The 26340-nt window shown below is 68.9% G+C and carries 37 protein-coding genes and 1 pseudogene; 37 read left to right on the top strand and 1 reads right to left on the bottom strand.

Translation table 11 applies throughout. The features are described 5' to 3' along the window. Positions 1-2 precede the first annotated feature (2 nt). From fusA to truA, 35 genes and pseudogenes are all read left to right on the top strand, one after another. The gene (gene fusA, locus ACIBO1_RS05440) at positions 3-2099 is read left to right on the top strand and encodes an elongation factor G (RefSeq protein ID WP_396741700.1); all 2097 of its coding nucleotides are present in this window, start codon (positions 3-5) and stop codon (positions 2097-2099) included. A gap of 212 nt (positions 2100-2311) precedes the next feature. Further along, positions 2312-3505: an elongation factor Tu gene (tuf, locus tag ACIBO1_RS05435; RefSeq protein WP_117226257.1), complete on the top strand. Its 1194-nt coding sequence runs from the start codon at positions 2312-2314 to the stop codon at positions 3503-3505. Positions 3506-3854: 349 nt separating this feature from the next. Further along, entirely contained in the window at positions 3855-4163 is a 309-nt protein-coding gene (gene rpsJ / locus ACIBO1_RS05430; RefSeq protein WP_007073037.1) for a 30S ribosomal protein S10, read from the top strand. Between the two features lie 11 nt (positions 4164-4174). Further along, complete coding sequence (rplC, locus tag ACIBO1_RS05425; protein WP_350692884.1) at positions 4175-4840, top strand: 50S ribosomal protein L3; 666 nt, start codon at positions 4175-4177, stop codon at positions 4838-4840. After that, positions 4837-5487 carry a 50S ribosomal protein L4 gene (rplD, locus tag ACIBO1_RS05420; protein WP_396741697.1) on the top strand — a complete coding sequence of 217 codons (651 nt, stop codon included), beginning with the start codon at positions 4837-4839 and terminating at the stop codon, positions 5485-5487. Before rplC ends, rplD begins: the two co-directional genes overlap by 4 nt. Then, positions 5484-5786, top strand: a complete 303-nt coding sequence (gene rplW / locus ACIBO1_RS05415) for a 50S ribosomal protein L23 (protein WP_093403611.1) — start codon at positions 5484-5486, stop codon at positions 5784-5786. The genes rplD and rplW overlap by 4 nt, the downstream gene beginning before the upstream one ends. A 12-nt stretch (positions 5787-5798) precedes the next feature. After that, complete coding sequence (gene rplB, locus ACIBO1_RS05410) at positions 5799-6638, top strand: 50S ribosomal protein L2 (RefSeq protein ID WP_117226254.1); 840 nt, start codon at positions 5799-5801, stop codon at positions 6636-6638. Between the two features lie 12 nt (positions 6639-6650). Next, a complete protein-coding gene (gene rpsS / locus ACIBO1_RS05405) occupies positions 6651-6932 on the top strand; it encodes a 30S ribosomal protein S19 (protein WP_067359615.1) in 282 nt (93 codons plus the stop codon). 40 nt (positions 6933-6972) lie between these two features. Next, entirely contained in the window at positions 6973-7428 is a 456-nt protein-coding gene (gene rplV, locus ACIBO1_RS05400; protein WP_350692880.1) for a 50S ribosomal protein L22, read from the top strand. Beyond that, entirely contained in the window at positions 7428-8282 is an 855-nt protein-coding gene (rpsC, locus tag ACIBO1_RS05395; protein WP_131052671.1) for a 30S ribosomal protein S3, read from the top strand. Before rplV ends, rpsC begins: the two co-directional genes overlap by 1 nt. Positions 8283-8285: 3 nt before the next feature. Beyond that, positions 8286-8711 carry a 50S ribosomal protein L16 gene (gene rplP / locus ACIBO1_RS05390; protein ID WP_007465292.1) on the top strand — a complete coding sequence of 142 codons (426 nt, stop codon included), beginning with the start codon at positions 8286-8288 and terminating at the stop codon, positions 8709-8711. Continuing rightward, positions 8711-8947, top strand: coding sequence for a 50S ribosomal protein L29 (gene rpmC, locus ACIBO1_RS05385; protein WP_007073028.1), 237 nt, complete (start codon positions 8711-8713; stop codon positions 8945-8947). Before rplP ends, rpmC begins: the two co-directional genes overlap by 1 nt. Continuing rightward, positions 8944-9222, top strand: coding sequence for a 30S ribosomal protein S17 (rpsQ, locus tag ACIBO1_RS05380; protein ID WP_396741695.1), 279 nt, complete (start codon positions 8944-8946; stop codon positions 9220-9222). The genes rpmC and rpsQ overlap by 4 nt, the downstream gene beginning before the upstream one ends. Before the next feature lie 96 nt (positions 9223-9318). Beyond that, on the top strand, positions 9319-9687 hold the full coding sequence (gene rplN, locus ACIBO1_RS05375) for a 50S ribosomal protein L14 (protein WP_023358185.1): 369 nt from the start codon (positions 9319-9321) through the stop codon (positions 9685-9687). After that, positions 9684-10004 carry a 50S ribosomal protein L24 gene (rplX, locus tag ACIBO1_RS05370; protein ID WP_018217055.1) on the top strand — a complete coding sequence of 107 codons (321 nt, stop codon included), beginning with the start codon at positions 9684-9686 and terminating at the stop codon, positions 10002-10004. Before rplN ends, rplX begins: the two co-directional genes overlap by 4 nt. Then, positions 10004-10573 carry a 50S ribosomal protein L5 gene (gene rplE / locus ACIBO1_RS05365; protein ID WP_350692874.1) on the top strand — a complete coding sequence of 190 codons (570 nt, stop codon included), beginning with the start codon at positions 10004-10006 and terminating at the stop codon, positions 10571-10573. The genes rplX and rplE overlap by 1 nt, the downstream gene beginning before the upstream one ends. Position 10574: 1 nt before the next feature. Then, a complete protein-coding gene (locus ACIBO1_RS05360; RefSeq protein WP_007073023.1) occupies positions 10575-10760 on the top strand; it encodes a type Z 30S ribosomal protein S14 in 186 nt (61 codons plus the stop codon). Between the two features lie 96 nt (positions 10761-10856). Further along, entirely contained in the window at positions 10857-11264 is a 408-nt protein-coding gene (gene rpsH, locus ACIBO1_RS05355; RefSeq protein WP_093403619.1) for a 30S ribosomal protein S8, read from the top strand. Between the two features lie 16 nt (positions 11265-11280). After that, positions 11281-11823: a 50S ribosomal protein L6 gene (rplF, locus tag ACIBO1_RS05350; RefSeq protein ID WP_350692871.1), complete on the top strand. Its 543-nt coding sequence runs from the start codon at positions 11281-11283 to the stop codon at positions 11821-11823. Beyond that, positions 11820-12209 carry a 50S ribosomal protein L18 gene (rplR, locus tag ACIBO1_RS05345; protein ID WP_350692870.1) on the top strand — a complete coding sequence of 130 codons (390 nt, stop codon included), beginning with the start codon at positions 11820-11822 and terminating at the stop codon, positions 12207-12209. The genes rplF and rplR overlap by 4 nt, the downstream gene beginning before the upstream one ends. A 34-nt stretch (positions 12210-12243) precedes the next feature. Next, the gene (rpsE, locus tag ACIBO1_RS05340; protein ID WP_093403623.1) at positions 12244-12858 is read left to right on the top strand and encodes a 30S ribosomal protein S5; all 615 of its coding nucleotides are present in this window, start codon (positions 12244-12246) and stop codon (positions 12856-12858) included. Continuing rightward, entirely contained in the window at positions 12858-13040 is a 183-nt protein-coding gene (gene rpmD, locus ACIBO1_RS05335) for a 50S ribosomal protein L30 (protein ID WP_117226245.1), read from the top strand. The genes rpsE and rpmD overlap by 1 nt, the downstream gene beginning before the upstream one ends. Continuing rightward, a complete protein-coding gene (gene rplO / locus ACIBO1_RS05330) occupies positions 13040-13483 on the top strand; it encodes a 50S ribosomal protein L15 (RefSeq protein ID WP_350692869.1) in 444 nt (147 codons plus the stop codon). Before rpmD ends, rplO begins: the two co-directional genes overlap by 1 nt. A gap of 232 nt (positions 13484-13715) precedes the next feature. Then, on the top strand, positions 13716-15041 hold the full coding sequence (secY, locus tag ACIBO1_RS05325; RefSeq protein WP_350692868.1) for a preprotein translocase subunit SecY: 1326 nt from the start codon (positions 13716-13718) through the stop codon (positions 15039-15041). Beyond that, positions 15042-15695, top strand: coding sequence for an adenylate kinase (locus ACIBO1_RS05320; protein ID WP_117226242.1), 654 nt, complete (start codon positions 15042-15044; stop codon positions 15693-15695). Between the two features lie 89 nt (positions 15696-15784). Continuing rightward, positions 15785-16636, top strand: coding sequence for a type I methionyl aminopeptidase (gene map, locus ACIBO1_RS05315; protein WP_350692866.1), 852 nt, complete (start codon positions 15785-15787; stop codon positions 16634-16636). A 288-nt stretch (positions 16637-16924) separates the two neighbouring features. Next, a pseudogene (locus ACIBO1_RS05310) lies at positions 16925-17470 on the top strand (DUF1707 domain-containing protein); the annotation flags it as partial. 414 nt (positions 17471-17884) lie between these two features. Continuing rightward, positions 17885-18106, top strand: coding sequence for a translation initiation factor IF-1 (gene infA, locus ACIBO1_RS05305; protein ID WP_007073013.1), 222 nt, complete (start codon positions 17885-17887; stop codon positions 18104-18106). Positions 18107-18197: 91 nt separating this feature from the next. Then, positions 18198-18311 (top strand): 50S ribosomal protein L36, encoded by a 114-nt coding sequence (gene rpmJ, locus ACIBO1_RS05300; RefSeq protein ID WP_012184307.1) that lies wholly within the window; start codon positions 18198-18200, stop codon positions 18309-18311. A 214-nt stretch (positions 18312-18525) separates the two neighbouring features. Then, entirely contained in the window at positions 18526-18906 is a 381-nt protein-coding gene (gene rpsM / locus ACIBO1_RS05295) for a 30S ribosomal protein S13 (protein WP_117226239.1), read from the top strand. Positions 18907-19039: 133 nt separating this feature from the next. Continuing rightward, positions 19040-19447 (top strand): 30S ribosomal protein S11, encoded by a 408-nt coding sequence (rpsK, locus tag ACIBO1_RS05290; protein WP_007073011.1) that lies wholly within the window; start codon positions 19040-19042, stop codon positions 19445-19447. Positions 19448-19461: 14 nt separating this feature from the next. Then, positions 19462-20088: a 30S ribosomal protein S4 gene (gene rpsD, locus ACIBO1_RS05285; RefSeq protein ID WP_350692864.1), complete on the top strand. Its 627-nt coding sequence runs from the start codon at positions 19462-19464 to the stop codon at positions 20086-20088. Positions 20089-20186: 98 nt separating this feature from the next. After that, complete coding sequence (locus ACIBO1_RS05280) at positions 20187-21209, top strand: DNA-directed RNA polymerase subunit alpha (RefSeq protein ID WP_074472529.1); 1023 nt, start codon at positions 20187-20189, stop codon at positions 21207-21209. A gap of 34 nt (positions 21210-21243) precedes the next feature. Beyond that, positions 21244-21804, top strand: coding sequence for a 50S ribosomal protein L17 (gene rplQ, locus ACIBO1_RS05275; RefSeq protein WP_350692862.1), 561 nt, complete (start codon positions 21244-21246; stop codon positions 21802-21804). A gap of 67 nt (positions 21805-21871) precedes the next feature. After that, positions 21872-22702, top strand: coding sequence for a tRNA pseudouridine(38-40) synthase TruA (gene truA, locus ACIBO1_RS05270; protein WP_396741690.1), 831 nt, complete (start codon positions 21872-21874; stop codon positions 22700-22702). Between the two features lie 9 nt (positions 22703-22711). Here truA and ACIBO1_RS05265 read toward each other — a convergent pair whose 3' ends face one another. Continuing rightward, positions 22712-23875, bottom strand: coding sequence for a hypothetical protein (locus ACIBO1_RS05265; protein ID WP_396741688.1), 1164 nt, complete (start codon positions 23873-23875; stop codon positions 22712-22714). A gap of 114 nt (positions 23876-23989) precedes the next feature. On the opposite strand from ACIBO1_RS05265, the gene ACIBO1_RS05260 reads away from it, so the two are divergent. Together ACIBO1_RS05260 and ACIBO1_RS05255 are read left to right on the top strand one after the other, a co-directional pair. Next, complete coding sequence (locus ACIBO1_RS05260; protein WP_396741686.1) at positions 23990-24592, top strand: class I SAM-dependent methyltransferase; 603 nt, start codon at positions 23990-23992, stop codon at positions 24590-24592. 56 nt (positions 24593-24648) lie between these two features. Then, positions 24649-26337, top strand: a complete 1689-nt coding sequence (locus ACIBO1_RS05255) for an ABC-F family ATP-binding cassette domain-containing protein (protein WP_396741684.1) — start codon at positions 24649-24651, stop codon at positions 26335-26337. The last annotated feature ends 3 nt before the right edge of the window (positions 26338-26340 follow it).

Here is a 26340-nt window from a genome sequence, read left to right as displayed (position 1 = left end):
AAGTGGCCGCCGCAGACGCGCTCGCCAACGTACGCAACATCGGCATCATGGCGCACATCGATGCCGGTAAGACCACTACCACCGAGCGAATCCTGTTCTACACCGGTATCACGTACAAGATCGGTGAGGTCCACGAGGGCGCTGCCGTCATGGACTGGATGGAGCAGGAGCAGGAACGCGGTATCACCATCACTTCCGCCGCCACGAAGTGCGAGTGGAAGGGCCACACGATCCAGATCATCGACACGCCCGGCCACGTCGACTTCACGGTCGAGGTGGAGCGGTCGCTGCGTGTCCTGGACGGTGCGGTCGCGGTCTACGACGGCGTGGCCGGCGTGGAGCCGCAGACGGAGAACGTCTGGCGTCAGGCGGACAAGTACAACGTCCCCCGGATGTGTTTCGTCAACAAGCTGGACCGTACCGGCGCGGACTTCTTCCGCTGCGTGCAGATGATGATCGACCGGCTGAACGCCACCCCGCTGGTGCTCCAGATCCCGATCGGCGCCGAGAGCGACTTCATCGGCGTGGTCGACCTGGTCGAGATGCGTGCCCTCACCTGGCGTGGCGAGACCCAGAAGGGTGAGGACTACGCGGTCGAGGAGATCCCGGCCGACCTCGCCGACTCCGCCGCCGAGTGGCGCGAGAAGCTGATGGAGACCCTCGCCGACGTCGACGACTCGGTGATGGAGAAGTACCTGGAGGGCGAGGAGATCTCCGTCGAGGAGATCAAGGCCGCCATCCGTCGGGCCACCATCGGCGGCAAGGCCAACCCGGTCCTCACCGGCACCGCGTTCAAGAACAAGGGCATCCAGCCGATGCTGGACGCGGTCGTCGCGTACCTGCCGTCGCCGCTGGACATCCCGGCGATCGAGGGCACCGCCACCGACGGAGAGACCCCGCTGCTGCGTAAGCCGGCGGTGTCCGAGCCGTTCTCCGGTCTGGCCTTCAAGATCCAGACGGACAAGCACCTCGGCAAGCTCACCTACGTGCGGATCTACTCCGGCACGCTCGAGTCCGGCTCCCAGGTGGTCAACTCCACCAAGGACCGCAAGGAGCGGATCGGCAAGATCTACCAGATGCACGCCAACAAGCGGGAAGAGCGCGGCTCGGCCCAGGCTGGCGACATCATCGCGGTGCAGGGTCTCAAGCAGACCACCACCGGCGACACCCTGTGCGACCCGGCGAACCCGGTCATCCTGGAGTCGATGACCTTCCCGGAGCCGGTCATCGAGGTCGCCATCGAGCCGAAGACCAAGGCCGACCAGGAGAAGCTCAGCACCGCCATCCAGCGGCTGGCCGAGGAGGACCCGACCTTCCGCGTCAAGCTGGACGACCAGACCGGTCAGACGGTCATCTCCGGCATGGGCGAGCTGCACCTGGACATCCTGGTCGACCGGATGCGCCGCGAGTTCAACGTCGAGGCCAACATCGGTAAGCCGCAGGTGGCGTACCGCGAGACCATCCGCCGCAAGGTGGACAAGGTCGAGTACACCCACAAGAAGCAGACCGGTGGTTCCGGCCAGTACGCCCGGGTGATCGTCAGCCTGGAGCCGCTGCCGCTGGGCAACGACGCGCCGACCTACGAGTTCGCCAACGGCGTGACCGGTGGCCGCATCCCCCGGGAGTTCATCCCGTCGGTGGACGCGGGTGCGCAGGACGCCATGCAGTACGGCATCCTCGCCGGCTTCCCGCTGGTGGGCATCAAGCTCACCCTGCTGGACGGCCAGTACCACGAGGTCGACTCGTCGGAAATGGCATTCAAGATCGCCGGCTCGATGGTGATGAAGGACGCGGCCCGCAAGGCCGACCCCGCACTGCTCGAGCCGATGATGGCTGTTGAGGTCACCACTCCTGAGGAGAACATGGGTGACGTCATCGGCGACCTCAACTCCCGCCGCGGCATCATTCAGGCGATGGAGGAGCGCAGTGGCGCCCGCGTCGTCCGTGCTCTGGTGCCGTTGTCGGAGATGTTCGGCTACGTCGGCGACCTGCGGTCGAAGACCCAGGGCCGGGCTAGCTACAGCATGCAGTTCGACTCCTACGCCGAGGTCCCGTCCTCGGTCGCCAAGGAGATCATCGCCAAGGCGACGGGTGAGTGACACTCACCTGAGCTGATCCGAGGTGGTCGCGGGAGGATTCCCCGACTGCGACCACCTCGGTCGGATTGTGTGAATTCCGGGCCTGTAGGCTTCATCGCCGCAGAACCCACAAAGCTCTCCGGCCGTCAGGTCGGAAAGGCTGTCGACAGAGTCCTAAGCGCCGACCTGGCGCACCGGGGCGAACGAACCAAGAAGTCCACAGGAGGACACCAGTGGCGAAGGCGAAGTTCGAGCGGACTAAGCCGCACGTCAACATCGGCACCATTGGTCACATCGACCACGGTAAGACGACGCTGACGGCGGCCATCACCAAGGTCCTGCACGACCAGTACCCGGACCTGAACCCGTACACGCCGTTCGACGAGATCGACAAGGCGCCGGAGGAGAAGGCCCGCGGCATCACGATCTCGATCGCGCACGTCGAGTACCAGACCGAGGCGCGGCACTACGCGCACGTCGACTGCCCCGGTCACGCCGACTACATCAAGAACATGATCACCGGTGCCGCCCAGATGGACGGCGCGATCCTGGTGGTCGCGGCGACCGACGGCCCGATGCCGCAGACCCGCGAGCACGTGCTGCTGGCCCGCCAGGTCGGCGTGCCGTACATCGTCGTGGCGCTGAACAAGAGCGACATGGTCGACGACGAGGAGCTCCTGGAGCTCGTCGAGCTCGAGGTCCGCGAGCTGCTCTCGGCTCAGGAGTACCCGGGTGACGACCTGCCGGTCGTCCAGGTCTCCGCGCTGAAGGCCCTCGAGGGCGACCCGGTCTGGACCGAGAAGCTGCTCGAGCTGATGAGCGCGGTCGACACCGCGATCCCGCAGCCGGAGCGCGAGACCGAGAAGCCGTTCCTCATGCCCGTCGAGGACGTCTTCACCATCACCGGTCGGGGTACCGTGGTCACCGGTCGTGTCGAGCGTGGCGTGCTGCTCCCGAACGAGGACGTCGAGGTCGTCGGCATCCGCGAGAAGGGCTTCAAGACCAAGGTCACCGCGATCGAGATGTTCCGGAAGACCCTGGACGACGCCCGCGCAGGCGAGAACGTCGGTCTGTTGCTGCGGGGCACCAAGCGCGAGGACGTCGAGCGCGGCATGGTGGTCGTCAAGCCGGGCAGCAGCACCCCGCACACGGAGTTCGAGGCGACCGTCTACATCCTCTCCAAGGAGGAGGGTGGCCGGCACACCCCGTTCTTCCAGAACTACCGTCCGCAGTTCTACTTCCGGACCACGGATGTCACCGGTGTCGTCACCCTCCCCGAGGGCACCGAGATGGTCATGCCTGGCGACAACACCACGATGACCGTGAAGCTGATCCAGCCCATCGCGATGGAGGACAACCTCAAGTTCGCGATCCGGGAGGGTGGCCGTACGGTCGGCGCGGGTCGCGTCACCAAGATCATCAAGTGAGCTGGGTAACCCCGATTAGACCCGCCGCCGGTCGTGCGGCATACTAGTCAGGTTGCGTAACGACAGTTCGCTGCCTGTGTTCGGCTCACGCCGAACCTCCGGGTAGGCAGAACAGTCGGGCGTGGGGTGGTTGGCGGCCCGGCCGCCAACCACCCTCGCGCGGCGTTCAGGTCGCGGTAGCGCGATCGGCGCCTGGACCCACCGCGGTCAGGATCGCTCCGGAATCTCGGGGCGGAGCCTGGCCACAGGGCGCGACACGCCCGACCGCGGGGGTGGGCGAAGAGGGCCTGTACCAGCCGGTACAGGCACCCGCAACACAGCGGCATCGAGAGAAGGAACAGAAGCCACCATGGCGGGACAGAAGATCCGCATCCGGCTCAAGGCCTATGACCACGAGGTCGTCGACTCCTCGGCTCGGAAGATCGTCGAGACGGTGACGCGTACCGGGGCGCAGGTCGCTGGCCCGGTGCCGCTGCCCACGGAGATCAACCGTTTCTGCGTCATCCGCTCGCCGCACAAGTACAAGGACTCGCGCGAGCACTTCGAGATGCGTACGCACAAGCGGCTGATCGACATCATCGACCCGACCCCGAAGACGGTCGACTCGCTCATGCGCCTCGACCTGCCGGCTGGCGTCGACATCGAGATCAAGCTGTAGGGACCGGACACATGGACAGGCAAGTTAAGGGGATCCTGGGCGCAAAGCTCGGCATGACCCAGGTCTGGGACAACAACAAGGTTGTCCCGGTGACCGTGGTTCAGGCCGGCCCCTGCGTCATCACCCAGGTTCGTGACGCCGACAAGGACGGTTACTCCGCGGTCCAGCTGGCGTACGGGACGATCGACCCGCGCAAGGCCAAGAAGCCGCTGCGTGGGCACTACGCCAAGGCCGACGTGGCGCCGCGCCGGCACATCGTCGAGCTGCGCACCGCCGACGCCGGCGACTACTCGCTCGGCCAGGAGGTCACGGTCGAGGAGTTCCCGGTCGGCGTCTCGATCGACGTCACCGGCAAGACCAAGGGCAAGGGCTACGCCGGCCCGATGAAGCGGCACGGCTTCCACGGCCTGCGCGCCAGCCACGGTGTCGAGCGCAAGCACCGCTCCCCGGGCTCCATCGGGGCCTGCGCCACCCCGGGTCGCGTCTTCAAGGGCACCCGGATGGCCGGCCGCATGGGTGGCGTGCGCTACACCGTGCAGAATCTGACCGTTCAGGCGGTCGACACCGAGAACAACCTCCTGCTCGTCCGCGGCGCCATCCCCGGCCCGAAGGGCGCGCTGGTCCTGGTCCGCACCGCGGCCAAGACCAAGGCGAAGAAGGGCGGTGTGGCCAAGTGACCACCGTTGACGTCCTGACCTCCGAAGGCACCAAGAGCGGCTCGGTCGAGCTGCCCGCCGACATCTTCGATGTGCAGGCCAACGTCCCGCTGATGCACCAGGTCGTGGTGGCGCAGCTGGCGGCGGCCCGGCAGGGCACCCACAAGACCAAGACCCGCGGCGAGGTCGCCGGCGGCGGCAAGAAGCCGTACAAGCAGAAGGGCACCGGTCGGGCCCGGCAGGGTTCGATCCGCGCGCCGCAGTTCGCCGGCGGTGGCGTGGTGCACGGCCCGGTGCCGCGCGACTACAGCCAGCGCACCCCCAAGAAGATGAAGGCCGCCGCGCTGCGTGGCGCCCTCTCCGACCGGGCGCGCGCCGGGCAGGTGCACGTCGTCGAGGCGTTCGTCTCGGGTGAGAAGCCGTCGACCAAGGCCGCGCTGGCCACGCTCGCGAAGCTGAGCGAGGCCCGTCGGGTGCTGGTCGTGCTGAGCAGCAGCGACGAGCTGAACTGGGTGTCGCTGCGCAACGAGCCGCGGGTGCACCTGATCGAGGCCGGCCAGCTCAACACGTACGACGTGCTGGTGGCCGACGACGTGGTCTTCACCAAGGAGGCCCTGGACGAGTTCCTGGGCGTTCCCGCCGAGACCACCGAGGAGGGTGGCAAGTGAGCACGATCGCCGACCCGCGCGACATCATCGTGGCGCCGGTCGTCTCGGAGAAGAGCTACAGCGAGCTGAACCGGAACTGGTACACCTTCCTGGTGCACCCGGACGCGAACAAGACCGCGATCAAGATCGCCATCGAGCAGATCTTCAACGTCCGCGTCCTGACGGTCAACACGCTCAACCGCGAGGGCAAGCGCAAGCGGACCCGTACCGGGTTCGGCAAGCGCAAGGACACCAAGCGGGCGATGGTGAAGCTGGCTGAGGGAGACCGCATCGAGGCCTTCGGCGGCCCGGTCAGCTGAGGGGTGTAGACAATGGCTATCCGTAAGTACAAGCCGACGACGCCGGGCCGGCGTGGCTCGAGCGTCGCCGACTTCGCCGAGATCACCCGGTCGACGCCGGAGAAGTCGCTGCTGGCCCCGCTGCCGAAGAAGGGCGGCCGGAACGCCCACGGGCGGATCACCGCCCGGCACCAGGGTGGCGGCCACAAGCGCCAGTACCGGCTGATCGACTTCAAGCGGGTCGACAAGGACGGCGTGCCGGCCAAGGTCGCGCACATCGAGTACGACCCGAACCGCACCGCGCGCATCGCGCTGCTGCACTACGCCGACGGCGAGAAGCGGTACATCCTCGCGCCGAAGGACCTCAAGCAGGGCGACGCGGTGGAGTCGGGTCCGGGCGCGGACATCAAGCCCGGCAACAACCTGCCGCTGCGCAACATCCCGGTCGGTACCACGATCCACAACGTGGAGCTGCGTCCGGGTGGCGGCGCCAAGCTGGCCCGCTCGGCCGGCGTCGGCATCCAGCTGCTCGGCCGGGAGGGCGCGTACGCGACCCTGCGTATGCCGTCGGGTGAGATCCGTCGTGTCGACGTGCGCTGCCGCGCCAGCGTCGGCGAGATCGGCAACGCCGACCAGTCAAACATCAACTGGGGCAAGGCCGGCCGGATGCGGTGGAAGGGCAAGCGCCCGACCGTCCGTGGTGTGGCCATGAACCCGGTCGACCACCCGCACGGTGGTGGCGAGGGCAAGACCTCCGGTGGTCGCCACCCGGTCAACCCGCAGGGTAAGCCCGAGGGCCGCACCCGTCGTAAGGGCCAGCCGAGTGACCGGCTGATCGTCCGCCGCCGCTACGCCACGCGTAAGCGCGGCTGAGGGAGATAAGACATGCCTCGCAGCCTGAAGAAGGGCCCGTTCATCGACGACCACCTGCTCAAGAAGGTGGAGACGCAGAACGAGAAGGGCTCGAAGAACGTCATCAAGACCTGGTCGCGCCGCTCCACGATCATCCCGGACATGCTCGGGCACACGATCGCGGTGCACGACGGACGCAAGCACGTCCCCGTGTTCGTGACCGAGGCGATGGTCGGGCACAAGCTCGGCGAGTTCGCGTTGACCCGTACGTTCAAGGGTCACGAGAAGGACGACCGGAAGAGCCGCCGGCGCTGACGCCGCGGGCATACGGATAGAGGATCAAGGGGTTACAGCGATGCCAGGAAAGGGCGACGCTCCGGTGCTTCCGGGCGCGCGGGCGATTGCGCGACACGTGCGCATCTCGCCGATGAAGGCGCGCCGGGTGGTCAACCTCGTCCGCGGCCTGCCCGCGAAGGAGGCGCTCACGGTGCTGCAGTTCGCGCCGCAGGCGGCGAGCGAGCAGGTGTACAAGGTGCTCGCGAGCGCGATCGCCAACGCGGAGAACAACGAGCGGCTGGACCCCGACGCGTTGCTCGTCAGCGAGGCGTTCGTGGACGAGGGCCCGACCATGAAGCGGTTCCAGCCTCGGGCTCAGGGCCGGGCGTACCGGATCCGCAAGCGCACCTGCCACATCACGGTGGCGGTCGAGGCGGTCGCGCCGGCCGCGCCGAAGAAGTCGGCGAAGAAGTCGGCCCCGGCCAAGCAGACCGAGCCGGCCGAGACGCAGAGCAACACGGAGGGCGCCGAGTAATGGGTCAGAAGGTTCACCCGCACGGGTTCCGGCTCGGCATCTCGACCGACTGGAAGTCCCGCTGGTTCGCGGACAAGCTCTACAAGGACTACATCGGCGAGGATGTCAAGATCCGCCGGATGATGTCCAAGGGCCTGGAGCGCGCCGGCATTTCCAAGGTCGACATCGAGCGCACCCGCGACCGGGTCCGCGTCGACATCCACACCGCCCGGCCGGGCATCGTCATCGGCCGTAAGGGTGCGGAGGCCGACCGGATCCGCGGCGAGCTGGAGAAGCTCACCGGCAAGCAGGTGCAGCTCAACATCATCGAGGTGAAGAACCCCGAGTCGGACGCGCAGCTGGTCGCCCAGGGCGTCGCCGAGCAGCTCTCCAGCCGGGTCAGCTTCCGCCGCGCGATGCGCAAGGCGATGCAGTCGGCGATGAAGAACCCGATGTGCAAGGGCATCCGGGTGCAGGTCTCGGGTCGCCTCGGCGGCGCCGAGATGAGCCGCACGGAGTTCTACCGCGAGGGTCGGGTTCCGCTGCACACGCTGCGGGCCAACATCGAGTACGGCTTCTTCGAGGCCCGTACCACCTTCGGCCGCATCGGCGTGAAGGTCTGGATCTACAAGGGCGACGCGGTGCCGGGTCGGGAGACCCCGACCGAGGCTCCGTCGCGCCCGCGCCGGGAGCGCGGTGACCGCCCCGAGCGGCCGCGTCGTGGTCGGTCCGGTTCGTCCGGCACGACCTCCGGTGGCACCGAGGCCGGCCGCGCTGCCGCGACGACCGTCGCGCAGCAGGCCGAGACGCCGAGCGGCGAGCCGGTGGACGCGTCCGCCGTCGCCGCCGCGGCAGAAACGCAGCAGGAGGGCTGACAGATGCTGATGCCGCGCAAGCCCCCGAAGGGCTTCCGCAAGCCGCACCACCCGGACCGCAGCGGCGCGTCCAAGGGCGGCAACCGGGTGGTGTTCGGCGAGTTCGGAATCCAGGCTCTCGAGCCGGCGTACGTGACCAACCGGCAGATCGAGTCGGCGCGTATCGCGATGACCCGCCACATCAAGCGTGGCGGCAAGGTCTGGATCACCATCTTCCCGGACCAGGCCCTCACCAAGAAGCCGGCCGAAACCCGGATGGGTTCCGGTAAGGGCTCGCCGGAGTGGTGGGTCGCCAACGTCAAGCCGGGGCGGGTCCTCTTCGAGATGTCCTTCCCCAACGAGCAGATCGCGCGAGAGGCGATGCGTCGCGCGATCCACAAGCTCCCGATGAAGTGCCGCATTGTGACGCGCGAAGTGGGTGAATCCTGATGGCAGCGGGCGTTAAGGCCTCCGAGCTGCGTGAGCTCTCCGAGGAGGAGCTGGTCACGAAGCTGCGCGAGGCCAAGGCGGAGCTGTTCAACCTCCGCGTGCAGGCCGCAACCGGTCAGCTGGACAACAACCGGCGGCTGCAGGTCATCCGTCGGGAGATCGCCCGGATCTACACGATCATGCGTGAGCGCGAGCTGGGGCTCTCGGCCGCGCCGACTGAGGTGACTGCTTCATGAGCGAGAACACGACCGCCACCGCGCAGCGTGGCCGCCGTAAGGTCCGTGAGGGCCTCGTGGTCAGCGACAAGATGGACAAGACCGTCGTGGTCGAGGTCGAGGACCGGGTCAAGCACGCGCTGTACGGCAAGATCATGCGCCGTACCAGCAAGCTGAAGGTCCACGACGAGCAGAACTCCGCCGGTGTCGGCGACCGCGTCCTGATCATGGAGACCCGGCCGCTGTCCGCCACCAAGCGGTGGCGAATCGTGGAGATCCTCGAGAAGGCCAAGTAGCGAAGGCTCGAGCTCGGCCGAGATCGGTCGGGCGCAGGTTCCGCCAGGCTCCGGCCGCCCCGGCGGCCGGAGAACCGGCAGACATAGGAGATAGACGTGATTCAGCAGGAGTCGCGACTGCGCGTCGCCGACAACACGGGTGCCCGGGAGATCCTGTGCATCCGGGTTCTCGGTGGCTCCGGTCGGCGCTACGCGAGCATCGGCGACGTCATCGTGGCGACCGTCAAGGACGCGATCCCGGGTGCCGGTGTCAAGAAGGGCGACGTGGTCAAGGCCGTCATCGTCCGTACCGCCAAGGAGCGGCGGCGGCCGGACGGGTCGTACATCCGCTTCGACGAGAACGCCGCCGTCATCATCAAGGACGGTGGGGACCCGCGCGGTACCCGTATCTTCGGCCCGGTCGGTCGTGAGCTGCGGGACAAGCGGTTCATGAAGATCATTTCTCTCGCGCCGGAGGTGTTGTGACCGTGAAGGTCAAGAAGGGCGACACGGTCGTCGTCATCGCCGGCAAGGACAAGGGCGCCAAGGGCAAGGTCATCGCGGCCTACCCGCGGCAGGACAAGGTCCTGGTCGAGGGCGTGAACCGGGTCAAGAAGCACACCCGCATCAGCACCACTCAGCGTGGCGCCAAGACCGGTGGCATCGTCACCCAGGAGGCCCCGATCCACGTCTCGAACGTGATGGTCGTGGACTCCGACGGCAAGCCGACCCGCGTCGGCTACCGGATCGACGACAACGGCCAGAAGGTCCGCATCGCGCGTAGCACCGGTAAGGACCTGTGATGACCACGGCTACCGAAACCAAGACCATGCCGCGCCTCAAGGAGCGGTACCGCAACGAGATCGTGGCCCAGCTGCGCGAGCAGCACGAGTACGGCAACCCGATGCAGGTGCCGCGGCTCGTCAAGATCGTCGTGAACATGGGCGTCGGCGAGGCCGCTCGGGACGCCAAGCTCATCGACGGCGCGGTCCGCGACCTGGCCACCATCACCGGCCAGAAGCCGCAGGTCCGGCGGGCGACCAAGTCCATCGCGCAGTTCAAGCTCCGCGAGGGCATGCCGATCGGCGCGAAGGTGACCCTGCGCGGCGACCGGATGTGGGAGTTCCTGGACCGGCTGCTCTCCATCGCGCTGCCGCGTATCCGTGACTTCCGCGGCCTGGACGGGCGCAAGCTCGACGGGCACGGCAACTACACGTTCGGTCTGACCGAGCAGTCGGTGTTCCACGAGATCGACCAGGACAAGATCGATCGCCAGCGGGGCATGGACATCACGGTGGTGACCACCGCCACGACCGACGACGAGGGCCGGGCGCTGCTGAAGCTCCTGGGCTTCCCGTTCAAGGAGAACTGAGATGGCCAAGAAGGCGCTGATCCTCAAGGCGGCCGCGAAGCCGAAGTTCTCGGTTCGCGCCTACACCCGCTGCCAGCGGTGCGGGCGTCCCAAGGCGGTCTACCGCAAGTTCGGGCTCTGCCGGGTGTGCATCCGGGAGATGGCCCACCGCGGTGAGCTGCCCGGCGTGTCCAAGGCTTCCTGGTAATAGCCCGGCGCGCTTCGGCGTATCAGCTGGACTGTCTCTTCGCCGTAGGCCTGCGCGAGTCGCGGGAACCCCGGCGAGAAAGGTTGACGAGTTTTCATGACGATGACCGACCCCATCGCAGACATGCTCACGCGTCTGCGTAACGCCAACCAGGCGTACCACGACCGGGTGACGATGCCCTACTCGAAGATCAAGGCCAACATCGCCGAGGTCCTCAAGTCCGAGGGTTACATCGCCACCTGGGCGGTCGAGGAGCCCGAAGAGGGCGCCGTCGGCAAGCGACTGGTCGTCGAGCTGAAGTACGGCCAGAACCGGGAGCGGAGCCTGGCCGGTATCAAGCGCGTCTCCAAGCCCGGTCTGCGGGTGTACGCCAAGTCGGACGGGCTCCCGCGGGTGCTCGGTGGGCTGGGCGTGGCGATCATTTCGACGTCCCAGGGGCTGCTCACCGACCGGCAGGCCCGCAAGCGGAGCGTTGGCGGGGAAGTCCTCGCCTTCGTCTGGTAACGGGAGACAGGTAGAAATGTCGCGAATTGGACGTAAGTCGATCCCGGTGCCCTCCGGCGTCGACGTGACGATCGACGGCCAGACCGTCAAGGTCAAGGGCCCCAAGGGCGAGCTGTCGCACACCCTGGCCGCGCCGATCACGATCGAGCGGGCCGAGGACGGGCAGCTGAGCGTCAACCGCCCGAACGACGAGCGCAAGGCCAAGGAACTGCACGGCCTGAGCCGTACCCTGGTCGCCAACATGATCGTCGGGGTCACCGAGGGCTACCGCAAGAGCCTGGAGATCGCCGGTACCGGTTACCGGGTCACCGCCAAGGGCAAGGACCTGGAGTTCGCACTCGGGTTCTCACACCCGGTGCAGGTGCAGGCGCCCGACGGCATCACCTTCACGGTGGAGAAGCCGACGCTGTTCCACGTGGCCGGTATCGACAAGCAGCTCGTCGGTGAGGTCGCCGCCAACATCCGGAAGATCCGCCCGCCGGAGCCCTACAAGGGCAAGGGCGTGAAGTACCAGGGCGAGGTCATCCGTCGCAAGGCTGGAAAGGCAGGTAAGAAGTGAGCGCCACGCTGCTCAAGCGCCGCCGCGGTGTCGCCGCCAAGCGTGCCGTCGGGCGTGCGCGTCGGCACTTCCGGGTCCGCAAGAACGTCAGTGGCACCGCCGAGCGTCCGCGCCTGGTGGTCACCCGTTCGCTGCGGCACATCGTGGCCCAGATCGTGGACGACACCAAGGGGCACACCCTGGCGTCGGCCTCGACGCTGGACGCCTCGGTGCGCGGTACCGAGGGCGACAAGAGCGCCCTGGCCGGCAAGGTCGGCTCCCTGCTCGCCGAGCGGGCCAAGGCCGCCGGCGTCTCCAAGGTCGTCTTCGACCGCGGTGGCAACCGGTACGCGGGGCGGGTCGCCGCGCTTGCCGACGCCGCCCGCGAAGCCGGGCTCGAGTTCTGACAATCCCCGTCACGAGAGAGAAGGAAGGCTGCTGATGCCAGGTCAACAGCGCCGTGGCGGCGGGTCCGGTGGCAACGAGGGTGGTCGCCGCGACAACCGCCGTGAGGGCGGCCGCGGAAACGCGCCCGCCGAGAAGACCCCGCACCTCGAGCGGGTCGTCGCGATCAACCGCGTCGCCAAGGTCGTGAAGGGTGGTCGTCGCTTCAGCTTCACCGCCCTCGTGATCGTCGGCGACGGCGACGGCACCGTGGGCGTGGGCTACGGAAAGGCCAAGGAGGTGCCCGCGGCGATCGCCAAGGGTGTCGAGGAGGCCAAGAAGCACTTCTTCAAGGTGCCGCGGATCGGCTCGTCGATCCCGCACCCGGTCACGGGCGAGGACGCCGCCGGTGTGGTGCTGCTCAAGCCGGCCTCGGCCGGTACGGGTGTCATCGCCGGTGGTCCGGTCCGTGCCGTGTTGGAGTGCGCGGGCATCCACGACGTGCTCTCCAAGAGCCTCGGATCGTCGAACCCGATCAACATCGTGCACGCCACCGTGGCGGCCCTGAAGGGGCTGGAGTCCCCGGAGGCTGTCGCGGCGCGTCGGGGCCTGCCGGTGGAGGACGTCGCTCCGGCCGCCATGCTCGCCTCGCGGGCGGAGGTGGCCTCCTGATGGCGCGTCTCAAGGTCACCCAGCTCCGGTCCGACATCGGGACCAAGCACAACCAGCGTGAGTCGCTGCGGTCGCTCGGTCTCAAGCGGATCAACGACGTGGTGGTCAAGGAGGACCGGCCCGAGATTCGGGGCATGATCTTCAAGGTGAGCCACCTCGTGAAGGTCGAGGAGGTCGAGTAATGACGATCAAGGTCCATCACCTGCGCCCGGCACCGGGAGCCAAGACCGCGAAGACCCGTGTGGGTCGCGGTGAGGGCTCCAAGGGCAAGACCGCCGGTCGCGGTACCAAGGGTTCGAAGGCCCGGAAGAACATCCCGGCGGCGTTCGAGGGTGGGCAGATGCCCATCCACATGCGCCTGCCGAAGCTGAAGGGCTTCAAGAACAAGTTCAAGGTGGTCTTCCAGGTGGTCAACCTGGACCGCCTGGCCGAGCTGTTCCCCAACGGCGGTCAGGTCGGCCCGGCCGAGCTGGTCGAGGCCGGTGCGGTCCGCAAGGGCCAGCCGGTCAAGGTCCTCGGCACCGGGGACCTCGGCAACGTGTCGCTCCAGGTCTCGGCGCACGCGTTCAGCGCGTCGGCCAAGGAGAAGATCGCTGCCGCCGGTGGTTCGGTCACCGAGCTGTAAGCAGTACGAACGATGGCGCCCGCCAGTTGATCCCAGCTGGCGGGCGCCATGGTCTCCACGGGGCCTGTGCGCCCGGTAACATCGGATTCGGTTTATGTAGCCGGGCACATCTGCCCGGACGGGGATCGGGCTGTTAGAGTCCCTTCCCAGCCATGGATATCGGGCACCTGCCCGGCACCCACCCCAAACCGCCAGGGACGACCGGCGGCCCGCCTCGCGCAGGAGGAAGAAGTTGCTGTCCGCCTTTCTCAGTGCGTTCCGTACGCCTGACCTGCGCAAGAAGCTGCTGTTCACAGTAGGCATCATCGCGATCTACCGGCTCGGCGCGACGCTGCCCAGCCCAGGCGTGTCGTACGGCAACGTCCAGCAGTGCCTTGACACCATCGACGGCTCGACCGGGGTACTGAACCTGCTCGACCTCTTCTCCGGTGGCGCGCTGCTCCAGCTCTCGGTCTTCGCGCTGGGCATCATGCCCTACATCACCGCGTCGATCATCCTGCAGCTGCTGACAGTGGTGATCCCCCGGCTCGAGCAGCTCCGCAAGGAGGGCCAGGCCGGCCAGGCGAAGATCACCCAGTACACCCGGTACCTGACCCTGGGCCTGGGTGTCCTGCAGGCGTCCGCGTTCGTGGCGCTGGCCCGCTCCGGGCAGCTCTTCAACAACCAGTGCGACCAGTTCCCGATCATCCCCGAGGGCACCGGCATCCCGGACTGGCTGACCCTGTCCATCCTGGTGATGACGATGACCGCCGGTACCGGCGTGGTCATGTGGCTGGGCGAGCTGATCACCGACCGCGGCGTCGGCAACGGCATGTCCGTGCTGATCTTCACCTCGATCGCCGCCCGCCTCCCCAGCGAGGGCTGGCGGATCAAGGAGAGCCAGGGCTGGGCCAAGTTCTTCCTCGTCATCGCTCTGGTCCTGGTGGTCATCACCGCGGTCACCTTCATCGAGCAGGCCCAGCGCCGGATCCCGGTGCAGTACGCCAAGCGCATGATCGGCCGGCGGATGTACGGCGGCACGTCGACCTACATCCCGCTGAAGGTCAACCAGGCGGGTGTCATCCCGGTCATCTTCGGTTCGTCGCTGCTCTACCTGCCCCAGCTGGCGCTGCAGTTCTTCGACCAGAACGACCCGGGTCAGACGCAGGCGTGGATCCAGAACAACCTGGTGGACCCGACCAGCCCGATCTACATCGCGGTCTACTTCCTGCTGATCATCTTCTTCACGTACTTCTACGTCTCGATCACGTTCAACCCGACCGAGGTCGCGGACAACATGAAGAAGTACGGCGGCTTCGTGCCGGGCATCCGCCCCGGTAAGCCGACCGCCGACTACCTGGACTTCATCCTGAGCCGGATCACGCTGCCCGGGGCGCTGTACCTCGCGATCATCTCGATCCTGCCGAACTTCTTCTTCATCTGGCTGGACCGGCAGCAGTACCTCAACTTCCCGTTCGGCGGTACCGCTGTGCTGATCATGGTCGGTGTGGCTCTCGAGACCAGCAAGCAGATCGAGAGCCAACTGATGCAGCGGAACTACGAAGGGTTCCTGCGGTAGATGAGACTGGTTCTGGTTGGCCCGCCGGGGGCGGGCAAGGGAACGCAGGCGGAGTTCATCGCCGCGCACGTCTCCGTGCCGAAGATCTCGACCGGTGACATCTTCCGTGCCAACGTGTCGCAGGGCACCCCGCTCGGGGTCGAGGCCAAGCGCTACATGGACGCCGGCAAGTTGGTACCGGACGAGGTCACCATCAACATGGTGCGGGACCGGCTCGCCGAGCCGGACGCGTCCGAGGGCTTCCTGCTCGACGGGTTCCCGCGGACCACTCCGCAGGCCGCCGCGCTGGACAAGCTCCTGGCCGACCTCGGTACCGCGCTGGACGTCGTCCTGGAGCTGGTGGTCGACGACGACGAGGTGATCCGGCGGCTCTCCGGCCGGCGCACCTGCCGGGGCTGCGGCAAGATCTGGCACGTCGAGTTCGACCCGACCAGTCGGGACGGCATCTGCGACCGCTGCGGTGCCGAGCTGTTCCAGCGCGACGACGACAAGCCGGAGACCATCGCCGCCCGCCTGCGTGAGTACGCGGAGAAGACCGCGCCGCTGGTGGACTACTACGGCGCCCAGGGCAAGCTGGTCGGGATCGACGCCACCGGTCCGGTGGAGGACGTCACCGTCCGCGCGATCGACGCCCTGCGGTCCTACGGCGGCTGAGATCGGCGTAGTCGCCGGCCGGATAGAGTGCGAACAGCGGGGTACGTCCGGCGTGCCCCGCTGGTTCGGCAACGAAAGGTAGCGCCCCGATGCGTCGTCCCCAGCTGGACATCCAGCTGAAGACCCCCGAGCAGATCGAGAAGATGCGTGCCGCCGGGCTGGTGGTCGCCGAGGCGTTACGCCGGATGCGCGAGGCGGTGGCGCCCGGGGTGAGCACCGCCGACCTGGACGCTATCGCCGAGTCGACGATCCGTGAAGCCGGCGGGACCCCCTCGTTCAAGGGCTACCACGGCTTCCCGGCCTCGATCTGCTCGTCGGTCAACGAGCAGATCGTGCACGCGATCCCCTCGCCGGACCAGGTCCTCGCCGAGGGCGACCTGATCTCGATCGACTGCGGCGCGGTGCTGGACGGCTGGCACGGCGACGCGGCCATCACCGTCGGGGTGGGCGACGTCGACCCGGCTCTGCTGCGGATGGCCACGGTCGCCGAGGACGCGATGTGGGCCGGTATCGCCGCCGCCGCCCGGGGCGCGGCCAGCGGCAAGGGCCGGCTGACCGACATCTCCCACGCGGTGGAGAACGCGGTCCGCAAGGGCGGTCGGTACGGCATCGTCGACGGCTACGGCGGCCACGGCATCGGCACCGAGATGCACCAGGATCCGCACGTGCTCAACCACGGGCGGCCGGGCAAGGGGCCGCGTCTGGTGACGGGCATGGCGCTGGCCATCGAGCCCATGATCACGATGGGCTCGCCGCGTACCGCCGAACTGGCCGACGGCTGGACGGTGGTCACCCGGGACGGGTCGCGCGCGGCACACGTCGAGCACACCATGGCGCTGCTGCCGGACGGGGTCTGGGTGCTGACCGCCCAGGACGGTGGCCGAGCCCGCCTCGGTGAGCTGGTCACCGCCCGCCAGCCCGCCGACTCGCCGGCTGGCTGAACCGACCCTGTTCCGGCGGTCGGCGCGAAGTCGGCCGTGGCCGGGCATCGGCGCGGCGCCGCCGACGAGCTGGCCCTCGGCCGGACGAGGAGGCCCTGCCCCGGTCGCGGCCCACCCACGACCAGCAACGGCCGCCGCCCCACCACGGCAGTGTGACGTTCGACACGACCCGGTCACGGTGTTCACTCTCCGTTATCGCGGCCGGGTGACTGTCGTCGCCCTCGCCCGACGATCGGGTGGGCGGGCGCAGGTTAGCCGGACTGGCAGCACGATGGCATGCTTGCCGACATGGACGGGCAGGACGGGATGCGGGCAGCGAACTCCGACCGGCAGGCCGTCGCCGAACGGCTCCGGGAGGCGCTCGACGAGGGCCGGCTGGACCTGCACGAGTACGACGAGCGGTTGCAGCGGGCCTACGCGGCACGGACGTACGCGGAACTCGACGCCCTGACGGGAGACCTGCCCGGGGCGGTGCCGGCACGGCAGGAGCCCGACGCGCCGGTGCTCCCCGACGCCGGGCGTGGAGTGACCGTCCGCTGGCTGGTCGACGTGTGGGAGCCCTGGCTCAAGACCGTCGGCATCGTGGTCGCCATCTGGGCGGTCACCTCGTTCGCCGCCCGCGATCTGGTGTACTTCTGGCCCATCTGGGTGGCTGGGCCGTGGGGCGCGGTGCAGGTGGTGCGTACCGTCACCGGGCTGAGCACCGGCGAGCCGCAACGGTGGGCGGCGCAGCAGGAACGCCGTCGGCAGCGTCGGAAAGAGAAGAAGGCCCGCAAGCGGGAGCGTGCCGCGCTCGCCGCCGAGCAGCCCGCCGAGATCACCGCCACGGCTGCCGGGTCCACCGGGCCGGGCGATGAGCGGGACCGGCCGACCGGAGTCACCGGGCCAGGCGCGGAGCGCGAGCGGCCGGGGGCGGACCCGCAGGCCGAGGAGCAGGGCACGGAGGCCCGCAGCGGCACCCCAGCCGAGCCTGAGTCCACCGGTGGCGTACGCCGTGCGGAGCGCGACGCGGCGGGCTGAACGCCGGGTTTGTCCATCCCATCGGCGTACTCTGGCCGGTCGGTTTGGCGACGACGTGCAGGCGGGCGTACACTTTCTGATCGGCGCACAGCGTCCACTCCGCCATGCCCACCAGCGCTTCGGTGGGACGCGGAGCCGCGGCTGGCGCGGGAAATCTGATCTTGATCAGTCACCCGTGTAAGACGTTGTGGGCCGTCCGGAGTAACCGACGTCAGGACAGCGGAGGACATGCCGAAAAAAGACGGAGCCATCGAGATCGAAGGTCGGGTCATCGAGCCCCTGCCGAACGCCATGTTCCGGGTGGAGCTCGCCAACGGCCACAAGGTGCTGGCTCACATCAGCGGCAAGATGCGGCAGCACTACATCCGCATCCTGCCGGAGGACCGGGTCGTCGTCGAGCTCTCGCCGTACGACCTGACTCGCGGGCGCATCGTCTACCGCTACAAGTAAGCCTGACGGCGGCCGGGAATCGTCCCGTGTCCGTCTTCGACGTCCGGTGTCGCGCCTCGTGGCGCCGGGCCAGATGGGAAGTAAGGCAACCGTGAAGGTCAAGCCGAGCGTCAAGAGGATCTGCAACAAGTGCCGGGTTATCCGCCGGCACGGCCGGGTCATGGTGATCTGCACCGACCCGCGCCACAAGCAGCGCCAGGGCTGAACCCAGCCCACACATCACACATGCTCGTCCCAGCCGCGAGCGGTGCGCAGCGCGTACTCACTCGTGGTTGACCCCCGGTCGGAGGCCGGGGCCCGCTCGGGCAGCGACCATCCCGGTCGCCGGCGTGTATCGCGCCGGAAAGACGGGACGGCCGCGTAGCGGGGTGGGACGGGACCACACCTCCGGCAGAAAACCACAAGGAGTACGCCCGCAGATGGCACGTCTAGTCGGCGTGGATCTCCCCCGCGAGAAGCGGCTGGAGATTGCGCTCACCTACATCTTCGGCGTGGGTCGTACCCGCGCTCTGGAGACGCTCGCCGCCACCGGCATCTCGCCGGACAAGCGCGCCCGGGACCTCACGGACGAGGAGCTGGTCCAGCTCCGTGACCACATCGAGGCCAACTACAAGGTAGAAGGCGACCTGCGCCGCGAGGTCGCCGCTGACATCCGTCGCAAGGTCGAGATCGGCTGCTACGCGGGTATCCGGCACCGCCGGGGACTGCCCGTCCGTGGCCAGCGGACCCGCACGAACGCGCGTACCCGCAAGGGCCCGAAGCGGACGGTCGCCGGCAAGAAGAAGCCCGGCAAGAAGTAGTAGTTCTTCAACCGGAATTCTGGTCCTTCTCCGCCGAGGTCGGCCGGACTCCCACCGGAGCCGGTGTCTACGGAAGTAGCGGGGCGAGAGACCGGAACCCGATCGAGAACCAAAAACAGGAGCGCACAGACTTATGCCACCGAAGGCTCGTGCCGGAGCCGCAGTCAAGAAGGTCCGGCGCAAGGAACGCAAGAACGTCGCCCACGGGCAGGCGCACATCAAGAGCACCTTCAACAACACCATCGTGTCCATCACGGACCCGACCGGTGCCGTCATCTCGTGGGCCTCCGCCGGCCAGGTCGGCTTCAAGGGCTCGCGCAAGTCGACTCCGTTCGCCGCGCAGCTGGCCGCCGAGGCCGCCGCGCGTCGGGCCATGGAGCACGGCATGCGCAAGGTCGACGTGTTCGTCAAGGGTCCCGGTTCCGGCCGGGAGACCGCCATCCGTTCGCTGCAGGCGGTGGGTCTGGAGGTCGGGCAGATCTCCGACGTCACCCCCCAGCCGCACAACGGGTGCCGTCCGCCGAAGCGTCGTCGGGTCTGAGAGGTTAGAGAGAGATGGCTCGTTACACCGGTGCTGACTGCCGCCGTTGCCGGCGGGAGAAGATGAAGCTGTTCCTCAAGGGCAGCAAGTGCGATGGTCCGAAGTGCCCGTTCGAGTCCCGGCCGTTCCCGCCCGGGCAGCACGGCCGCGGCCGCACCAAGGAGACGGAGTACCTGCTCCAGCTCCGTGAGAAGCAGAAGGCTCGCCGGGTCTACGGCGTGCTGGAGAAGCAGTTCCGCGGTTACTACGAGGAGGCCGTGGCCAAGCAGGCCAAGACCGGTGAGGTCCTCCTGCAGATCCTCGAGTCGCGGCTGGACAACGTGGTCTACCGGGCCGGCTACGCCAAGTCCCGGGACATGGCCCGTCAGCTGGTCAAGCACGGTCACTTCACGGTGAACGGCAAGAAGGTCGACATCCCGTCGTACCGCGTCAAGGAGCACGACATCATCGAGGTTCGGGTGAAGAGCAAGGAGCTCACCCCGTTCATCGTGGCGCAGGCCGAGGCCGGCTCCAAGACGGTCCCGGCGTGGCTCGAGGCCATCCCCAGCCAGATGAAGGTGCTCGTGCACTCGCTCCCGGCCCGCCAGGTGATCGACACCCAGGTCCAGGAGCAGCTGATCGTCGAGCTCTACTCGAAGTAAGGGCTCGTTGCGGTGGCCCGCCCGGCGACGGGCGGGCCACCGGAACACGTTGTGTCGTGGACGTCATATAGCGGGCGTCCCGGAAGAGAAGAGAAAACATGCTCATCAGCCAGCGACCGTCTCTCTCCGAAGAGTCGATCAACGAGACCCGGTCCCGGTTCACCATCGAGCCGCTGGAGCCGGGCTTCGGCTACACCCTGGGCAACTCGCTGCGGCGTACGCTGCTGTCGTCCATCCCGGGTGCTGCGGTCACCTCGATCAAGATCGATGGTGTGCTGCACGAGTTCACCACGATCCCCGGGGTCAAGGAGGACGTGGTCGAGCTCGTCATGAACATCAAGGAGCTCTGCGTCAGCTCCGAGCACGACGAGCCGGTCAGCATGTACCTGCGCAAGCAGGGCCCGGGCGACGTGACCGCCGGTGACATCCAGCCCCCGGCCGGTGTCTCGGTGCACAACCCGGACCTGAAGCTCGCCACCCTCAACGGCAAGGGCCGGCTCGACATGGAGCTGACCGTCGAGCGGGGTCGGGGCTACGTCACGGCGGCGCAGAACAAGCAGGCGGGTGCCGAGATCGGCCGGATCCCGGTCGACTCGATCTACTCGCCGGTGCTCAAGGTGACGTACCGCGTCGAGGCGACCCGTGTCGAGCAGCGGACCGACTTCGACCGGCTGATCATCGACGTCGAGACCAAGCCGTCGATGGGCCCGCGTACCGCACTGGCCTCGGCCGGTTCGACGCTGGTGGAGCTGTTCGGGCTGGCCCGGGAGCTGGACGAGACGGCGGAGGGCATCGACATCGGCCCGTCGCCGCAGGACGCGCAGCTGGCGGCGGACCTGGCCCTGCCGATCGAGGAGCTGGACCTGACCGTCCGCTCCTACAACTGCCTCAAGCGCGAGGGCATCAACTCCGTTGGTGAGCTCATCGGGCGTACCGAGGCCGACCTTCTCGACATCCGCAACTTCGGCCAGAAGTCGATCGACGAGGTCAAGATGAAGCTCGCCGGAATGGGTCTGGGGCTGAAGGACTCGGCTCCGAACTTCGACCCGGCGCATGTCGTGGACACCTTCGGCGAGGCCGACTACGACACCGACGACTACCGCGAGACCGAGCAGCTCTAGTCCGCGCTGCCGCCACACCTGAGGAGCACCAAGCATGCCCACGCCCACCAAGGGCCCCCGCCTCGGCGGCAGCCCCGCGCACGAGCGGCTGATGCTGGCCAACCTGGCCACCGCGCTGTTCCAGCACGGCAAGATCAAGACCACCGAGACCAAGGCCCGGCGGCTGCGTCCGCTCGCCGAGCAGCTGATCACCAAGGCCAAGCGGGGCGACCTCGCGTCGCGTCGGCGGGTGCTGACCGTGGTCAAGGACAAGGACGTGGTCTACGCCCTGTTCGACCAGATCGCGCCGCGGTACGCCAACCGGCCCGGCGGCTACACCCGGATCGTGAAGACCGGTCCGCGCAAGGGTGACGCCGCGCCGATGGCGATCATCGAGCTGGTCGAGGAGCTTCAGGTCGCCGAGCCGAAGGTGAACCAGAAGACCGCCGCCCGCAAGGCCGCGCAGCAGGACAAGGTCGAGGCGCTGGCCCCGACCGACGAGGCCCCGGCGAACCGGTCGGACGACCAGGACGCCGAGCCGCCGGTGTCGGCGTCCGGTGACACCGCCGCTGCCCGCGAGGACAGCGACCTGGCCACCGAGGAAGGCAAGGCCTGAGTCAGGCCGTCGTCGGGCCCGGCATCCCCACGGGGGTGCCGGGCCCGATTCGTCGAGGAGGTACGACGTGGAGGAGCGCACCCGGCTGCGGCTGGACGTCGCGTACGACGGGACCGGCTTCTCGGGGTGGGCCGCCCAGCCGGAGCGGCGCACCGTCGCCGGTGTGCTGGTCGAGGCGCTGGACCTGGTGCTCGGGGCCGGTGTCGCGGCCGGGCTGACGGTCGCCGGACGCACCGACGCCGGGGTGCACGCCAGCGGGCAGGTCTGCCACGTCGACGTGCCCGGCGAGGTGTGGCGGGCGCACGAGGGCCGCCTGCTGCGTCGGCTGGCCCGGCTGCTGCCGGGTGACGTGCGGGTACGCGCGATGAGCGTGGTGCCGGAAAGCTTCGACGCGCGCTTCTCGGCGACCTTCCGGCGCTACGAGTACCGGGTGACCGACGCGCCCTGGGGCGCCGAGCCGCTGCGCCGGCACGAGATCCTGGCCTGGCCGCGCGCGCTCGACGTCGACCGGCTCGCCGCTGCGGCGGCCGGGTTGGTGGGGGAGCACGACTTCGCCGCGTACTGCCGGCGCAAGGAGAACGCCACCACGCTGCGGGAGGTGACCCGACTGGACTGGCGGCGCGAGGCCGACGGCGTCCTGGTCGCCACCGTGCAGGCCGACGCGTTCTGCCAGGCGATGGTGCGCAGCCTGGTCGGCGCGATGCTGGTCGCCGGGGACGGGCGCCGGCCGGTCGAGTGGCCGGCCGGCCTGCTCACGCGGCGGGAGCGATCCAGCGAGGTGACGGTGGCACCGGCGCACGGGCTGACCCTGGTGGCGGTCGGCTACCCGGACGATCCGGCCGAGTACGCCCGCCGGGCCGAGGCCACCCGACAGCTGCGGGTGCCGGCCGAGACCTGAGCCGCCTCCTCAGTTTCCGTTGTCGGGGCCCTGGTCGCCGGTGTCGTCGGTGGGCGTCGGGTTCGGCTGGGTGGCCGTTCCACCGGCTGCCCGCCGCTCCAGCACGTCACGGTTGAGGTGCATCTCCAACATGTCGAAGAGGATCTCGCGGACCGTGGTGTCGCCGGAACGGACCGCCGCGCCGTCCGTGCGGGCCACCACCGCGTAGCCGAGGTAGTGGCCGCGTACCTGCCAGCCGACCCGGGCGGGCGCGGAGGTGATGACGTCGGTCCCGTCACCGGCCGACATGCCCCGGAACCGGCCCTGCCGTGCGTCGAGCGCCTGCCGGATGCGGTCCCGGGCCCGTTCCGCGCTGGACCGGTCGGTCAGGTTGAACAACCCGGTGGTGACCAGGTGCTCGCCGTCGGGCGTGCGCAGCGTGGCCCGGACCACCTGGTTGCAACCGAGCAGGGTCAGGGACTCGGCGACCTCGCCGGTGGCCGCGACCGCGCAGCTCGCGCTGGACTGGGTCCGCAGGACCTCGTAGCCGGCGTTGCCGCCGTCGATCGTCAGGGTGCTGGCCGGGAAGACCTCGCGGGCGGACAGCGGCGCGGAGTCGGTGTCCCGCGAGTCCAGGTCGCTGGCGGCGGGCTCGCTGCCCGGGGTGTCCTGCGGCTCGGCGGTGGGTGCCGCCTGCTGGCCGATGAACTGTCCACCGTCCATCAGGGCGCCGGCGGTGAGGCCGCAGAGCCCGAGCAGCACGAGCGCGGCGGCACCGCCGATCAGCACCTGCCAGGTGCGGTTGCCGCCGACGCGCGGCGGTGGCGGGCTCACCGGTGTGGACGGTGGCGCGGCGGCGGTCTGCTCGTACCCGGTGAGAGACGTCGAGGCCGGTGCGGCGGTGCTCGACGCGTACACCCCGGGGGGCAGGACCGGGTCTGGCTCCGGCGGATGGGACGCCTGCGGGCCGATCGGCTCCGGCGTTGTGGCCAGCTCGGGCAAAGGCGGAGGTTCCGCGTCGGGGGCCGCTGCCGCCGAGGGCAGCAGGAGCTGGTTGGGGCGCGTCAGCGACGGTGTGGGGAAGCGCGACGGGGAGGGACCACCCGGACGGCGGGCGTCGCCGGCCGGGACTGACTCGGCATCGTCGTCGCCGTACTGGAGGTATGCGTCCTCATCGGAGTCGTACCGATACATGGTGACCAGAGTAAGGATTTTTACCCCATTAGTGGGCATTTTGCCGGATGTGCCGACGGTACGGACCACTCCCGTCGGTCCGGTCGGTACCGGCTCGGTGCGAGAATGGCCGGCGTGACCGGGGACCACTACTTCACCGCCGAACCGAGTACGCCCGCCCAGGCGCGCGAGGTGCAGTTCAGCGTCGCCGGACGCGACTACGCCCTGGCGTCGGCGGGCGGGGTGTTCTCGGCCACCCGGCTGGACCCCGGCACCGCCGTGCTGCTGCGCAAGGCTGAGCTGCCGACGTCGGCCGACGGTCCGCTGCTCGACCTCGGCTCCGGGTTCGGGCCGATCGCCTGCGTCCTGGCAAGCGTGGCGCCCGAGGCGACCGTCTGGGCGGTGGACGTCAACGAGCGGGCCCGGGAGCTGACCACCGGGAACGCGCAACGGCTCGGAGTCGCGGACCGGGTACGGGTGGCCGCTCCGGAGGACGTGCCGGCGGACCTCGAATTCGCGCAGATCTGGTCCAACCCGCCGATCCGGATCGGCAAGGAGGACCTGCACCGACTACTCGGCCGCTGGCTGCCGCGACTGGCCCCGGGCGGGGTGGCCTGGCTGGTGGTGGCCCGCCACCTCGGCGGCGACTCGCTGCACCGCTGGCTGGTCGAGCAAGGCTGGCAGGTCGAGCGGCACGCCAGCCAGAAGGGCTTCCGGGTGCTCCGCATCACCCGCTGACCGTTCGGCGCGACTAATCGGTTGGCCACCCGGCCCGGCTCCGGCAGGATGCCGGCGTGGGATACGTCGACGTGGCAGCGGTCGGGCACGTACTACCGGACGGACGGGAACTCTTCACCGACGTGTCGTTCCGGGTCGGTGAGGGTGCCAAGGTGGCCCTGGTCGGGCCGAACGGCGCCGGCAAGACCACCCTGCTGCGGATGGTCGCCGGTGACCTGCCGGTCCGCACGGGCACCATCGCACGCGCCGGTGGCCTGGGCGTGATGCGCCAGTTCATCGGCATGATCGGCGACGAGTCGACGCTGGCCGACCTGGCCCTGTCGCTGGCTCCGCCGCCGCTTCGGGACGCGGGCCGCCGGCTGGCCGAGACCGAGGCGGCCATGCGCGCGGCCGAGCTGCGCGGCAAGTACAGCACCACTGCGGGCAAGGCCCAGCTCGCGTACGCGGACGCGCTGGCCGCCTGGGGCGAGACCGGCGGGTACGACGCCGAGGTGCTCTTCGACACCGTCGCCACCATCGTGCTCGACCTGCCGTGGGACACCGCCCGGCAGCGTCCGGTCCGCACCCTCTCCGGTGGACAGCAGAAGCGCTTCGCGCTCGAACTGCTGCTGCGCGGCCCGGAGGAGGTGCTGCTGCTCGACGAGCCGGACAACTTCCTCGACGTGCCCGGCAAGCGCTGGCTGGAGGCGCGGCTGCGGGAGTCCGCCAAGTCGGTGCTCTATGTCTCGCACGACCGGGAGCTGCTGGCGCACACCGCCGACCGGGTGGTCGCGGTGGAGGGCGGCAGCGCCTGGGTGCACCCGGGCGGCTTCGCCAGTTGGCACGAGGCGCGGGTGGCCCGCCACGCCCGCCTCGACGAGCTGCGCAAACGGTGGGACGAGGAGCACCACAAGCTGCGCGAGCAGATGCTGATGTACAAGCAGAAGGCGGCGTACAACTCGGACATGGCCTCCCGGTACCAGTCGGCGCAGACCCGGTTGCGCAAGTTCGAGGAGGCCGGGCCGCCGCCCGTACCACCGAAGGACCAGGACATCCGGATGCGGCTGGCCGGCGGCCGGACCGGCAAGCGGGCCCTGGTCTGCGAACAGCTCGAGATCGACGGCCTGACCTACCCGTTCGACCTGGAGGTCTGGTATGGCGACCGGGTGGCGGTGCTGGGCGCCAACGGCACCGGCAAGTCCCACTTCCTGCGCCTGCTGGCCCGAGGCGGCACCGACCCGGACCCGGCCAACGGTCCGGTCGACGGGGCGGCGGCGCTCGCGCCGGTGGCGCACGACGGGACGGCCCGGCTCGGTGCGCGGGTGCGTCCCGGGCACTTCTCGCAGACCCACGACCGGCCGGAGCTGATGGCGAAGACACTGGCCGAGATCCTGTGGCGGGGCGACGACCACCGCGCCGGCATGGACCGGCACGCGGCCATGGCCGCGCTCAGCCGGTACGAGTTGGCCGGGCAGGGCGACCAGCGATTCGGCACACTCTCCGGCGGCCAGCAGGCCCGTTTCCTGGTGCTGCTGCTGGAGCTGTCCGGGGCGACCCTGCTGTTGCTCGACGAGCCGACGGACAACCTCGACCTGGCCTCGGCCGAGGCGTTGGAGGCCGGGTTGGCCGCGTTCTCCGGCACCGTGCTGGCGGTCACCCACGACCGTTGGTTCACCCGGACCTTCGACCGCTTTCTGCTGTTCAGAGGTGACGGTGAGGTGGTGGAGACGCCGGAGCCGGTGTGGGAGGTCGGGCGATCGACATAGGGT

Origin of the sequence: Micromonospora sp. NPDC049903, from assembly GCF_044460945.1 — a bacterium.
GTDB lineage: Bacteria > Actinomycetota > Actinomycetes > Mycobacteriales > Micromonosporaceae > Micromonospora.
Note: the sequence above shows the minus strand (reverse complement) of the source record. Positions and strands in the feature narration are given on the sequence as shown.

Coding starts and splice junctions, on each gene's coding strand:
- rpsJ (WP_007073037.1), top strand. CDS start 3,855: ATGGCGGGACAGAAGATCCGCATCCGGCTCAAGGCCTATGACCACGAG.
- rplC (WP_350692884.1), top strand. CDS start 4,175: ATGGACAGGCAAGTTAAGGGGATCCTGGGCGCAAAGCTCGGCATGACC.
- rplB (WP_117226254.1), top strand. CDS start 5,799: ATGGCTATCCGTAAGTACAAGCCGACGACGCCGGGCCGGCGTGGCTCG.
- rpsS (WP_067359615.1), top strand. CDS start 6,651: ATGCCTCGCAGCCTGAAGAAGGGCCCGTTCATCGACGACCACCTGCTC.
- rplV (WP_350692880.1), top strand. CDS start 6,973: ATGCCAGGAAAGGGCGACGCTCCGGTGCTTCCGGGCGCGCGGGCGATT.
- rpsC (WP_131052671.1), top strand. CDS start 7,428: ATGGGTCAGAAGGTTCACCCGCACGGGTTCCGGCTCGGCATCTCGACC.
- rplP (WP_007465292.1), top strand. CDS start 8,286: ATGCTGATGCCGCGCAAGCCCCCGAAGGGCTTCCGCAAGCCGCACCAC.
- rpmC (WP_007073028.1), top strand. CDS start 8,711: ATGGCAGCGGGCGTTAAGGCCTCCGAGCTGCGTGAGCTCTCCGAGGAG.
- rpsQ (WP_396741695.1), top strand. CDS start 8,944: ATGAGCGAGAACACGACCGCCACCGCGCAGCGTGGCCGCCGTAAGGTC.
- rplE (WP_350692874.1), top strand. CDS start 10,004: ATGACCACGGCTACCGAAACCAAGACCATGCCGCGCCTCAAGGAGCGG.
- ACIBO1_RS05360 (WP_007073023.1), top strand. CDS start 10,575: ATGGCCAAGAAGGCGCTGATCCTCAAGGCGGCCGCGAAGCCGAAGTTC.
- rpsH (WP_093403619.1), top strand. CDS start 10,857: ATGACGATGACCGACCCCATCGCAGACATGCTCACGCGTCTGCGTAAC.
- rplF (WP_350692871.1), top strand. CDS start 11,281: ATGTCGCGAATTGGACGTAAGTCGATCCCGGTGCCCTCCGGCGTCGAC.
- rpsE (WP_093403623.1), top strand. CDS start 12,244: ATGCCAGGTCAACAGCGCCGTGGCGGCGGGTCCGGTGGCAACGAGGGT.
- rpmD (WP_117226245.1), top strand. CDS start 12,858: ATGGCGCGTCTCAAGGTCACCCAGCTCCGGTCCGACATCGGGACCAAG.
- rplO (WP_350692869.1), top strand. CDS start 13,040: ATGACGATCAAGGTCCATCACCTGCGCCCGGCACCGGGAGCCAAGACC.
- ACIBO1_RS05320 (WP_117226242.1), top strand. CDS start 15,042: ATGAGACTGGTTCTGGTTGGCCCGCCGGGGGCGGGCAAGGGAACGCAG.
- map (WP_350692866.1), top strand. CDS start 15,785: ATGCGTCGTCCCCAGCTGGACATCCAGCTGAAGACCCCCGAGCAGATC.
- infA (WP_007073013.1), top strand. CDS start 17,885: ATGCCGAAAAAAGACGGAGCCATCGAGATCGAAGGTCGGGTCATCGAG.
- rpsM (WP_117226239.1), top strand. CDS start 18,526: ATGGCACGTCTAGTCGGCGTGGATCTCCCCCGCGAGAAGCGGCTGGAG.
- rpsK (WP_007073011.1), top strand. CDS start 19,040: ATGCCACCGAAGGCTCGTGCCGGAGCCGCAGTCAAGAAGGTCCGGCGC.
- rpsD (WP_350692864.1), top strand. CDS start 19,462: ATGGCTCGTTACACCGGTGCTGACTGCCGCCGTTGCCGGCGGGAGAAG.
- ACIBO1_RS05280 (WP_074472529.1), top strand. CDS start 20,187: ATGCTCATCAGCCAGCGACCGTCTCTCTCCGAAGAGTCGATCAACGAG.
- rplQ (WP_350692862.1), top strand. CDS start 21,244: ATGCCCACGCCCACCAAGGGCCCCCGCCTCGGCGGCAGCCCCGCGCAC.
- ACIBO1_RS05265 (WP_396741688.1), bottom strand. CDS start 23,875: ATGTATCGGTACGACTCCGATGAGGACGCATACCTCCAGTACGGCGAC.